Here is a 12,274-nt window from a genome sequence, read left to right as displayed (position 1 = left end):
CTTTAAGCTATTAAGGAACTGCAGCCAATGTTCTAGACGAATTTTCGTACAAGTTATGTGATTGAGGTACGATTACCCGAGAGTGCTCATCATGCGGGCGTTTTATTTTCACAAAAGAACCGCATACGTTTGCCGCAGCAGCGGGACGACCCGATGTGAAATGTATGCGAATGACCGCATACAATCACCGCTGCCGCGGGCGCCGGGGCGAAATATTTGCATTGGTATAGCGGCTTAGTTTAAAGAACGGTGAACACTATGCAGTGGCGTTGCGCAATCAACGGCCGCTCTTTTATCATATACATCTAAAGCTCAGCACAGTGTACATGGGTACGGGACAAATGTTACAATAATAAGGATGGACCCAAGAGGCTCAACCGTTACAATGAATGAAATACGATTGGAAAAAGGGGACCGGACATGATCATTGTTCGCAATCTGACAAAACGATTTACAGATTCTAATACCGAAATTTTATCCCGGATGAGCTTTCAGATTGATAAAGGTGATTTTATAGCTGTTGTCGGAGGAAGCGGAAGCGGCAAGACCACCTTGTTGAAATGCCTGGCTCTTCAGGAATCCTGGACCGAGGGACAGTATATTTATAATGGCAATGATATTACAACCGCTTCCATCTTGGAGAAAATGAAGCTCAGAAGAAAATGGGCGTTCCTGGAGGAAAAGCCTTATCTCAATCTGAACATGTCAGCGGTAAAAAATGTGCTCAGCGGTCGCTACAAAAACTCCTCGCTGCTTCGTTTTGTAACGAGAATAGCAAAACGCAACGATCATTTGGAAGCTATGGATTTGTTGGAGCATGTCGGTTTGCTGGATAAATCCAGAGAAAAAACATCCAAGCTGAGCGGGGGGGAGCGCCAGCGTGTTGCTATCGCCCAAGCTCTTGTACAAGGAACCGAAATGCTGCTTGCGGATGAGCCTGTTACCGGCCTTCCTCCGGAGTCAGCCAACCGGGTCATGCAGGATCTGCGGCATATAACGGATAAGAAGAACATTACCATTATCTGCACCCTTCACAAATTGGAACTTGCGGAGCGGTTCGCCAAAAGAATCTGGGGAATAGCAGACGGCAAAATTGTGCTTGATATTCCTGCCAGAAAGCTAACTTTGCGTGAACGCAATATGATTTTTAAATAAACCCTGTCAGCCGTTCAAATACAAATTGCATTGAAATAATGAAAGCTGGCGTTACACTGTTACATACTACGGGTAATAAGCAGAGTTTCCACCGGATTAGTGCTTTTCTGGCTGATCCGTTGTCTAAACTAAAATAGGGAGGAACAATAAGACTATGAAAGTGACTTATTATGGACATTCCTGTTTACTGGTGGAGAATGATGGGAAACGGGTAATTATCGATCCTTTCTTAAGCGGCAACCCCGGTTCGGGAATTAAGCCGGAGCAGGTGAAGGTCGATGCGGTTCTATTAACTCATGGTCATGGAGACCACGTAGGAGATGCTCTCGAGATTGCCAAACAGAAAGATTGCCCGATCATCACGATCGTTGAGCTGGCAGCTTATCTGGAAAAGCAGGGCGCCAAAACCCATCCTATGAACACAGGCGGCTCTTACAACTTTGACGGCTTTACCGCTAAATTCACCTTAGCCTTCCACAGCTCATCTGTCGGGGAGGACGGGCAATATGCGGGACAGCCTGCCGGGATATTGCTAACAATGGGAGGAAAGACGCTGTATCATGCGGGCGATACCGCTCTGTTCGGTGATATGAAAGTCATCGGCGAGCTTCACTCGATAGATTTGGCAGCTTTACCTATTGGCGACAACTATACGATGGGCCCGGAAGACGCCATAGTTGCAGCGAAGTGGATTAACGCCAAGCAGGTGCTTCCGATACACTATAATACATTCCCGGTCATCAAGCAGGACCCGTACCAGTATGTTTCCCGGCTGGAGGAGCAAGGGCTGTCTGGCCGCGTATTGGCCGCAGGAGACAGCATAGAGGTATAGCCGCCGGCTCAAACCTGTAATAACCAAACCAATAACCGGGCGTTGAGAAGGCTTGAACAAGCACAAGCCGGCAACGACCCGGTTTTTCTCATTACAGGACTTATCCTTTATTTGCGTATTCCGCCCCTTGTGGTGTAGCTATCGAATGTAGGCTTGTCATGCGATTGATTTTACTCAAGTCCAGCCCCGCTCATATGCTTTCGGTGGCTGCAGCGGAGCTTTTAGGTCGGTGGCGGCTGTACGTGCCCAATAAGGATCCCTTAGTAAGGCACGACCTATAAACACGAGATCAGCGCGTCCGTTGCTGATGATTTCCTCAGCCTGTACGCCTGATGTGATCAGCCCTACCGCTCCTGTTGCGATTTCGGACTCGCGGCGGATCGTATCAGCAAAGGGAACCTGATATCCGGGATAAGGAGTAATGGCAGCGGGAACTACGGCTCCGGAACTGCAGTCGATAAGATCGATTCCGTCCTGTTTCATCATCTTGGCATAATACACATAATCCTCTATCGTATTTCCTTCCGGATGATAGTCGCTGGCTGAAATTCGCACAAAGAGAGGCCCGCTCCAAATTGTACGGATCCCCTCAATTATTTCCTGGAGGAAGCGGTAACGACGGTCGCGGCCGCCGCCGTATTCATCCTGGCGGAGATTGGACAACGGGGATAAAAACTCATTAATCAGATAACCGTGCGCTGCATGAATCTCCAGACAATCGAAACCGGCAGCAATCGCACGGCGCGCCCCGTCTGTGAAAGCCTTGACGGTTTGCTGGATTTGTTCAATGGACATTTCTTGAGGAACCTTCATGTTCTCGTTATAGGCAATGGCTGAAGGCGCCCACATCGGGCCATCAACGCCCATCTTGCGGCCGGCATGCGCAAGCTGAATAGCTGCGTGACTGCCCTGCTCGTGGATAGCTTTGGTAAGCTCCTGCAGATGCGGTACGTGCTCATCGCTCCAAATGCCCAGATCCTGGTCGGATATTCTTCCTTCAGGGGTTACAGCAGTAGCCTCCAGCATTATTAAAGCCGTTTGACCTGCTGCCCGGCTGGCATAATGAATCCGGTGCCAATCCATGGCAATCCCGTCTTTGCGGCTGCACGAATACATACACATAGGTGACATGACAATCCGGTTTTTCAAGGTCATGCCGCGTATTGTTAACGGTGAAAACAACTGGCTCATACCCATCTTCCTTTCAGTTATGTCTAATGCGCCAATGATTGATCCATGTTTCTTATCATACACCTAATCCTATGTTTATAAAAGCGAGCCCGGTGGCTGCTTCGGTTCATCGTTAGAGGTAACGACCTGCAGTCAAATAAACCGTACAACCACTGCTAGTTTGAAGCATCGGCTAGTCTGAAGCATCTGGAGCTTGTAACATATTGAATGACCATGGCCTTTTTAAGAACTGAACTAAAGGAGTATTTTTGTGAAAATACATCAGTTGTTTTTGGAACAAGCCTATAAAACGCCGGGCCGTTGGGCCGTACAGGACGAACGGGAAAGGTGGACGTATGAAACACTGGCGGGCGAGGTTCATAAGCGTACGGAGCAGCTTATTGATGCGGGCGTTACAGAAGGAAACATTATCGCTTTGCTGCAAGAGAACAGCCGGTTATGGCTGCGTGATCTGCTGGCTGTTTCGGCCTGCGGAGCCATTGCACTGCCGCTTCATGCGGAATCGACACAGCAAGAGCTGGCCCGTTTGTTCAAGACGGTTCAGCCCGATTGGATACTGCGATTACCGGCAGAGCGGGATGAGGCCTCGTACAGGAGCGACCAGCCTGAGCTGGTCGCGCTGGGGAAGCGGACCATGCGGCAGGCGTTTCCCATGAGGACCGTCGGCCAGCTGAATGAGCTGCTGCTGATTGGTCTTACCTCAGGTTCAACGGGAGCGCCAAAAGCTTATGTGAAATCGCATAGCTCCTGGACCAGGATTATGGACGATTGGCGATATGCGTTTGACTTGAGTCTGCAAGAACGGGTAGTGGCGCCCTTGTCCTTATCCTACTCCGCTCAGTTGTTTCCGCTCGTGCATGCACTATGTACAGGAGGCGAGGCGGTTACTCTGGCTTCTTTCTCACCAAGAGTATTGCTTTATGCCCGGGGCACTTCACTTCATATCACACCTGCTGCCCTGAGCTCGCTGTGCAACTATATCGAATCAGGAAAAGGGGATGCTTCATCTCTGCCGGAAAGAATCATCTCGGTGGGCAATAAGCTTTCACAAGTGTTAAGAGCCCGGGTCTCCCGATTGAATCCTAACACCCGTATCTATGAGTATTATGGCTCCTCAGAGATGGGCTGCGTGTCGGTGCTGAAGCCTGAGACTGCCAGCCGATTTCCGGACTCTGTAGGCGAACCGTTTCCGGGGGTAGAGATCACTTTTTTTCAGGAAGAAGCTCATGGCATCCCAGGCGATTCGATGCCATGCGGCAAGTTATATGTTCGCAGTCCACAGTCGTTTGAAGGCTATATGGGGGAAGCTTCCTTAACCGCTTCCGGATTCAAAGGGGAGTGGGTGACCTCGCATGATCTGGGCTATTGGACCGGAGAGAAAATGGTCCGGCTTATCGGTCGGGATCGGGATATTGTGAAGTCTGGCGGGAGTCTCGTATCCACTGCCGAGCTTGAAGCAGTATTGTGCCAGATGCCGGAGGTTGTCGATGCTGCGGTGGTTGCACTGCCGGATGAAAAACGAGGGGAGATTATTGGCGCATGTCTTGTGCTGAAGGAGCAGGGGCAGCTGAGCTCTGTTCGCAAACGATGTACAGTTGAGCTCCCCCCTTACAAAAGGCCGAGATCATTCATTGCTGTAGAGGAACTGCCCAAAACAAGAAACGGAAAGCCTGATAAGGAAAAGCTCCGTCAACAATTGCTGCAGGATAAGGAAACGCCTTAATAATAGTTGCTGGCCGATTGATGTCTTGATATGGCGGGCTTTGACACCTGTAAGGAAGGTTCGGCTCAACGCAAAAAACTACTTGGCAGTTTGATCCATTATTGATAGCATTAGGGTTGACTAAGATTGAGGAGGACAACCTTATGGCAGAAGAGATGGTTACGCTGGAAACACGCAGCATAAGTTCACTGGCTAAAGTTTTTGCAGACGAGGAATTAAAGGCTTCACCCTATAAGAAAGGCTCCGCGTTAGCTAACGAAAGCTACAGCTATCAAATGGCCTACCGGGCGGACCGGTTGACCAAGGGCATTCGTGTAAAGGTAATTTCACCGCTGGAGGCTTCTATTGAGCTGTCGCAGGTCGGTTTGGTGCCGGTGGAGCTGGCTGCTTATGCCAATCACGATGAGCACGTCATCCGTGGAACCGCCGGCTTATATCCGGACCCGTTGTATTCGCTTTCGGAAGAGGAGGGACTTGCGCTTCTGCCGAATCAGTGGCGCTCTATTTGGGTGACAGTTAACCTCCAAGGAAATTCGCAGCCAGGGCTCTATCCAATTCGCGTTATATTCGAAACTGCAAGCGGAGACCAGCTGGCTGAAGAAACGTTCGAGCTGGAGGTTGTTGGCGAGAGTCTGCCGCCGCAGCAGTTGATCTATACGAACTGGTTCCATAGTGATTGCCTGGCTACATATTATAATGTAGAAGTTTTCAGTGAAGAGCACTGGACTCTCATTGAGACGTTTTTACGTACGGCTGTCCAACACGGCATGAATATGGTGCTTACGCCTTTATTTACTCCACCTTTGGACACAGCGGTTGGAGGGGAGCGCCCAACCGTGCAATTAGTAGGTGTGAAAAGGAATGGGACTGCCTACGAATTTGATTTTACTAAGCTGGAAAGATGGGTTCAAATGTGCAGCGGGCTTGGCATCCAGTATTTTGAGTTTTCCCACTTGTTTACCCAATGGGGGGTCAAGCATGCGCCGAAAATTATAGCTCAAACTGAGCAGGGAGAGCAGCAAATATTCGGCTGGTCAACAGATGCAGGCGGGGAAGAGTACGGGAACTTTTTAAATCAGTTTCTGCCCGAGCTGGTCGCTTTTATCCGCAGCCGCGACTTGGAACAAAGAAGCTTCTTTCATGTATCCGATGAGCCGCACAAGGAGCATCTGCCGAACTACAAGCAGGCAAGTGACAGGCTAAAGGCGCATTTAGAGGGCTTTCCGATTATTGATGCCTTATCAGACTACGATTTTTATGAACAGGGCTACGTGCAGACACCGATTCCGGCGAGCAATCATATTGAACCGTTTATCGAGAATCAAGTGCCTGACTTATGGACGTATTACTGCTGCTCCCAGTATGAAGAGGTGTCAAACCGGTTTATCGATATGCCTTCCTGGAGAAACCGTATATTAGGCTTCCAGCTTTATAAATTCCAGATCAGAGGATTCCTTCATTGGGGCTATAATTTCTGGTACTCGCAGTATTCCATTCGGCCAATCAATCCTTACCAGCAAACGGATGCCAACTATGCGTTTCCGTCAGGAGACCCGTTTGTCGTCTATCCCGGCAGCAATGGAGAAGCCGTGCTCTCTCTTCGTTTGAAAGTTTTTTATGACGCGTTCCAGGATCTGCGGGCTTTAGAAAAGCTGGAAAGTTATATTGGCAGAGACCAGGTATTGCTTTGGCTGGAGGAAGGGCTGGACGAAGAGATTACCTTCAAACAATACCCGCGAAGTGATGAATGGCTGCTGACAAAACGGGAAGAGCTTAATCACAAGCTAAAATCATTGGCAGCCAGTTCTTAGACCGATCGAATCGCTTATGCCGTCTAGGTGTTATTACCGTTTATAATGAAATCGAATTCACGCGATGCCCAGGCTTTTATGATAAATATGCTCCGTCAATGACACGGGCCCACATGGTGCGCGGGGATATGCATCTTCAGATGCTATTGAAATCTCAGGCCGAACAACTCCAGCAAAAATCAGCAGGGAATTTGTACGAAACGTCATACAAAGAACTTGGAAAGTACGCAGAATTGCGGGAAGTTATACGAAACATCGAAACATCATACAAAATGATGCTGGGAATATGGAAAGTATGGAAATTTGTATGAAGAATCGTACAAACTCACCAAAAATGAACGGAAAATGCCTTTAGTTGTATGAAAACAATCATGTTTTCTCCAGTTCTGGCACAACTCCGGCATGAAAATAGCCTAGGTTGGCGGGGTTCACGGGTTTGTTTCCTGCATTTTGTACGAAATGTCGTACAAATGCACGGGGTTGAAGTGCGAATACCGGAGATTTGTATGAAACGTCGTACAAAATACAGGGGATTGAAGGGCAATTACCCAAGATTTGTATGACAAATCGTACAAACGCAGGGGATGGAAGGGCGATTACCCGAGATTTGTATGACAAATCGTACAAATGAAAGGGCATTAAGCTATTAAGGAACTGCAGCCAGTGTCTAGACGAAATTTCGTACAAGTTATGTGATTGAGGTACGATTACCCGAGATTGCTCATCATGTGGGGCGTTTTATTTTCACAGAAGCATCGTACAAATGGACTCGCGGCAGTCGTGTGCAGCTGTTAGATTATGCATTAAAACCGTCCTTCTTTAAAATGGTTGTGTGGTAACTTCTAATTTATCAAGAAATGTGGCTTTTCATATCATCAGGTTAGCCAGTAATTACTGGCTGGCCTTTTTTTGTGGCGTTTTACGATGGGGGTATCCGGGAGAACGTTGCGGTTTTAGGGGCAATGGCCCCGACACAAAAACTACAGCGAATGTATGCGGTTTTCCGCATACATTCGCTGTTCTCTCACGACGTCCAAAAGACCATGTTTGAGCTGGTAGGGGCGGTAGACCTCGTATAACAAGCGAAGCTATGGGTTGGAACTGTCGTGGAACGGGCCGGCGAAACTCTGAAGTGGCTGTCCATGAAGGAACGGAGGGAATGAGGGACCGGGGAAACGGAATGTTCGCTTTAAAGCTTGATTTCATCTGCTATATCTCTTGCCAATTCGCGAAACCAATAATAGAGTGATGTAATCTATATCTGGCTCAAAACATAAACTAGTGGTTGACAACAAAGGAGGAAATCACAACGGGGAATGAGGGGACCTCCGATCGCTGTTAGCATATGCTCCCGAAGTACGCTTTCTTCCAGAAAGCATTGACCCCAGATTTCTTAATCATAGCCGCCTCAGCGGTTGAAATCCGGTGGCAAAGGCGAACGCTTCCACGCTCCCGAAGCTGCTTTCCTTCGGAAAGCTTGGACTCCCTCTTCCCCCCCGCTTCTGCTATCTTATACTGTCAACCTCTAATTATTAGAGTGAGCCCTATATCTATTTTGACTATCAACTTATATGAGAATTGTCCGATCACATTTTAATTGGAGTCCGGAAGCCGTATAATCCGCAACAATTGGGGGAACTTTTAGCTCTGGCCTGGAATATTCTATACCAGTAGGACGAGAATTGCTGCTAGACTAGATTCCAAGCACTCTTCATTTCAAGAGAAAGGGGGGATTGGATGAAAATGGTAGTTCTGAAAACTCCCTTTGACAAAAAGTTTTTCTTGGTTCGAGGAAGCGAATCAGACATGAGTATTATTGGGGGGATAGAATTATCTGGGGGGCTATATGAGCCTCATGTCATGAATTTATTGCATTCTATCATTAAGCCCGACAGTGTATGTATGGATATCGGAGCCAATATCGGGACTATTTCCATGGTGATGAGCCACTTGGCACCTTCGGGAAAGGTATACAGCTTTGAGCCTTCGCCTGTAAACTTTATGTACTTGGAACAAAATCTGTTGTTTAATGCCTGCCATAACGTGGAGGCTCTTCACTTGGGAGCTTATGACGTCAATAAAGAGATGCAGTTCTATGATATCGAAGCAGGTGGGGGGTGGTCATTTGTTTCTAATGGCACACAGCAAGGAACGCCCAATCAAAAAGTAACCTGTATAAAGATTGATGATTGGGTGAAACAGAGAAAGCTGTCTTCCCTTGATTTGATAAAAATGGATGTAGAAGGTGCCGAGATTCATGCTCTTCGGGGAGCTCGAAACACGATTAAAAGTTTCAAGCCCGACCTTGTGATAGAGTTTAACCCGGCAACAGTTAAAGTTTACTTTGGAGAAAATCCCTTTTATCTTTATAAACTTTTGACATCATTATATCCGTATATATATTATATCGGATTCGATAGTAAATTAGTGGCGGTAACATGCTATTCGCAATTGCTTGCTCTTATTAAGCCTACTGTGCTGGGAGATTTATTATGTACGTATACTCCACGCTAGTTCCTTGCATAAATGCACTTAATCATCGCCAGTTTTCCCGGGAAGACTCTATAACTAATAAAGCCGCCAAGAGCAAGTGAGCCGCACCTCCTTTGTTAGACGTGTCTAACAAATGGGGCGCGGCTCTTTTCCCACATCAGAATGTAAGTTTTCGATATCCGAAAACCGCTTTCTGATTGGCATGAAAAGTTACCGCTTTTAATGAAGCTGGATTTTTAGTACGGGCCGGGTAATTCCGGTAAAGCGCAGACCATGATTCCGCTCGGGATGCTGGAGCCAATACTGGACGATCGCGGTGCAGTCATATTCGACCAGTAGAGGGCCACTTACTTTACGGGAGAAAACAGGATGGCGATAGGAGATAGGCCGTCCCGTCCGCCTCCAGCGCCTGCGTATCCGGTTAATTTGCAGGGTTCCCTTTTTTCGGCTGACAGGGATGTGCAATATGGCCTGCTGTACAGCTTGCGGACTCAGATCTCCCAGTTGGAAGGCGGCGTAGGTAGCCCCCCGGCGTCTGCCTTTGCGTGTCCTCAGCCTGGCTGGATGCAGCTCCAGAGAACGCGGATTTCCGGCTTCAGATGACACAGCAGCTTCAGCCATGTCGGCGGCGGCATCAGGTGCTGATTCTGCTTGATGCACAGGCAGAGGAGCAGGCTCTGCCTGATGCTGTACAGGAGCAGGTTCTGGAGTCTCCGTAGGATCAGGGGTCTTTTCTTGATAATAACGATCATTTTTATCCCATAAGATTGTGGAGTGTCCGGGATTGGATCTTCGGTTAGGCAAAGCGTCTATTATCGAGGAAAGCTTATTGACATAGGCTTCAATGGAATGGTTAGCTTGTATATAAGCTTTTGCCTGTTGAGACATTTCAGCGAGCAGGTCATCATTGCGGTAAAGACTGTTCATTGCTTCAAATAATGCTGTGCCTTTGGACGGATCGGGGGGGATTTTACGCACAACCTGATCGGGGAATTCACTGAACGAACCGATATCGGAGACAATGGTCGGGACTCCATGAGCTAAAGTATCCAGCAGAGAAGCTGAGGATTCCCCGTATGTTGGATAGCGCAAGTTAATAGCCACATCCGCCAGCTGAAGATATCTCTCATACTGGTCTGCTTCTAGCCTGCCTGTGAAATGCACATAGGGCTTGAGCTTTAACTGCCGAATGATCGTTTCCAGCTCGGCCTTGTACTCCGCGTCCACTTGCCCTACTACAAAATAATGCGCGTCTTTAACTCCCTGCTCGATCATCATGCCCAGTGCACGGATTACGGCATCGATGTGCTTGTGTGGAGGCAAATAGCCAAAGCTAGCAAATATAAAATGGCTCTTGGAAGACGTGAACGTTCTGTCTGCGTCTGCCTCCGGAAGATTAATTGGGAGCCGGGCAAGAGATACCGATTTAAGATCGGATAGCTGGCTCTGTCCGTATCGGTTGTGGACAAGTACAGCATGGGCGGAAGCCAGGTAATATTTATTAAGAATAATATGTTCATGTGGCCGTTGTATCGAACCATCGATTACACGGGTTACAATCTCCCTCGCTTTCGGCCCGAGATTGGCTTTCATGACTTGGTAGTACGTTTCTTTATCATTAAGTGCCAGTGTCCATGAAATGGTCATCCCGTGCAGATTCAAGTCGTGGAGGATAACAATTCCCGGATATTTATGAAGATAAGGAACCATGTAAAGATGATAGCCGCTATTTCCCATTTGATAAATAACAGCATCGTAGCCATTGGCTTTGGCGGGAAATTGATAATGACGATACGATTGAATGCCTTGGATCGTTGTATCGACATCAGGGGTATAGCCGTCGTCTATAAAAAAATCACATTCATATTTTTCAGCCAAGGCCGGCAATATCCTAATCTGGTAGTCGGAGATTCCTGATTTTACCGGAGGGAGCGGGGAGAAAATTGCGATTTTTTTACGATATATTCTTTCATATCCGGCAATCGCTTTCCGCCCCACATATTCCCAGCGGAAGCTCTCAGCCTGTTTAATTCCGCTATGAACTAACTTAGACTGGAGATGGGAATCGAGGAGGATGCTGGTGATTCCTCTGGCAATATCATGTGACTGATAAGGGTTGACCAGAACTGCTGCTTCACCGGCTATCTCAGCCAGGGAAGAATTGTTGGATGTCACTACGGGGACTCCACATGCCATTGCTTCGGCAACAGGGAGACCAAAGCCTTCATACAGGGAAGGAAAAACAAATAAATCAGCGCCTTGATACAAGCTGAGCAGGTCTTCATCCGGTACATATCCTGTTAGAATTAAATCACTGCCAATCCCTAATTGGTGTGACAATGAGGTTAGGTGTTCCCGGTCGGCATCCGTTACGTTACAGCAAAGCACCAGATGATACCCGGACTGCAGCTGGGCATTGGCGAGAGCAAAGCCCTCCAGCAATCGTTCTGTATTTTTGCGAAAATCCATTCCTCCTGTACACATAACATATGGCTTATGAATTCCGAATCGCTGTAGGGATGCTTTGGCTCGGGTGGTGCGGTCCGGTTTGAAACGAGGGTCGATCCCGGCCATGATGACATGGATTTTTTCCGCTGGTATCCCGGCTGCACGAACGGCATCCTGCTTAGTTGCTTCAGAGATAGCAAAGATAATGTCACAAGAACGGATAAAGTTTAAAATCTGCATATATTGAGCATTAACATCCGGATGCCGCAAGTACTCTTTTGCAAACAGCAATGGGATGACATCATATAAGGTTACCGCTAATCTAATGCTGCCGAAATACTCACGGTTCATCATTTCCCGATGGGAAGGCAGCTGGTTGAAACTTTCAAACGGACTAAGAATATGGAAAAGATCGATTTCATTCTGTTCAATAAACCTCTGAATTTGAATTTTCAAAGGAATGGCATCCGAACTTGTATCAGGGTAGAAATAAAAAAAGAATGGGCATCGCTTAATTGGCTGAGTGATTCAATTAATTGCTTGTTGTAACGACCGATTCCCCGCGTTAATGACACTCCTTTAGTAAAGGACATATCAAAAGCTATATTCATTACCTTATCC

8 protein-coding genes are annotated in these 12,274 nt (G+C 47.6%); 5 read left to right on the top strand and 3 right to left on the bottom strand.

Annotation, left to right across the window (positions count from 1 at the left end; all coding sequences use genetic code 11):
• The first annotated feature begins 420 nt into the window (after positions 1 to 420).
• Together PSHG_RS12980 and PSHG_RS12975 are read left to right on the top strand one after the other, a co-directional pair.
• On the top strand, positions 421 to 1,155 hold the full coding sequence (locus PSHG_RS12980) for a phosphonate ABC transporter ATP-binding protein (RefSeq protein ID WP_010273437.1): 735 nt from the start codon (positions 421 to 423) through the stop codon (positions 1,153 to 1,155).
• 154 nt (positions 1,156 to 1,309) lie between these two features.
• Entirely contained in the window at positions 1,310 to 1,987 is a 678-nt protein-coding gene (locus PSHG_RS12975; protein ID WP_010273434.1) for a metal-dependent hydrolase, read from the top strand.
• A gap of 174 nt (positions 1,988 to 2,161) precedes the next feature.
• Here the strand turns inward: PSHG_RS12975 and namA are convergent, their stop codons facing one another.
• Entirely contained in the window at positions 2,162 to 3,178 is a 1,017-nt protein-coding gene (gene namA / locus PSHG_RS12970; RefSeq protein ID WP_010273433.1) for an NADPH dehydrogenase NamA, read from the bottom strand.
• Positions 3,179 to 3,428: 250 nt separating this feature from the next.
• On the opposite strand from namA, the gene PSHG_RS12965 reads away from it, so the two are divergent.
• The 3 genes from PSHG_RS12965 (at position 3,429) to PSHG_RS27550 (ending at position 9,226) form a co-directional block, all read left to right on the top strand.
• Positions 3,429 to 4,901: a class I adenylate-forming enzyme family protein gene (locus PSHG_RS12965; protein ID WP_010273432.1), complete on the top strand. Its 1,473-nt coding sequence runs from the start codon at positions 3,429 to 3,431 to the stop codon at positions 4,899 to 4,901.
• 143 nt (positions 4,902 to 5,044) lie between these two features.
• Positions 5,045 to 6,712, top strand: coding sequence for a DUF4091 domain-containing protein (locus PSHG_RS12960; protein ID WP_010273431.1), 1,668 nt, complete (start codon positions 5,045 to 5,047; stop codon positions 6,710 to 6,712).
• Between the two features lie 1,737 nt (positions 6,713 to 8,449).
• A complete protein-coding gene (locus tag PSHG_RS27550) occupies positions 8,450 to 9,226 on the top strand; it encodes an FkbM family methyltransferase (protein WP_010273429.1) in 777 nt (258 codons plus the stop codon).
• Positions 9,227 to 9,424: 198 nt separating this feature from the next.
• On the opposite strand, the gene PSHG_RS27545 is transcribed toward PSHG_RS27550, so the two are convergent.
• Positions 9,425 to 12,109: a glycosyltransferase gene (locus tag PSHG_RS27545; protein ID WP_010273428.1), complete on the bottom strand. Its 2,685-nt coding sequence runs from the start codon at positions 12,107 to 12,109 to the stop codon at positions 9,425 to 9,427.
• A complete protein-coding gene (locus tag PSHG_RS30555; protein ID WP_010273427.1) occupies positions 12,106 to 12,264 on the bottom strand; it encodes a hypothetical protein in 159 nt (52 codons plus the stop codon). The genes PSHG_RS27545 and PSHG_RS30555 overlap by 4 nt, the downstream gene beginning before the upstream one ends.
• Positions 12,265 to 12,274: the final 10 nt, after the last annotated feature.

The sequence above is a fragment of the Paenibacillus senegalensis JC66 genome (assembly GCF_000285515.1).
Classification (GTDB): domain Bacteria; phylum Bacillota; class Bacilli; order Paenibacillales; family NBRC-103111; genus Paenibacillus_L; species Paenibacillus_L senegalensis.
This window is presented reverse-complemented; position numbering and strand designations above follow the sequence as displayed.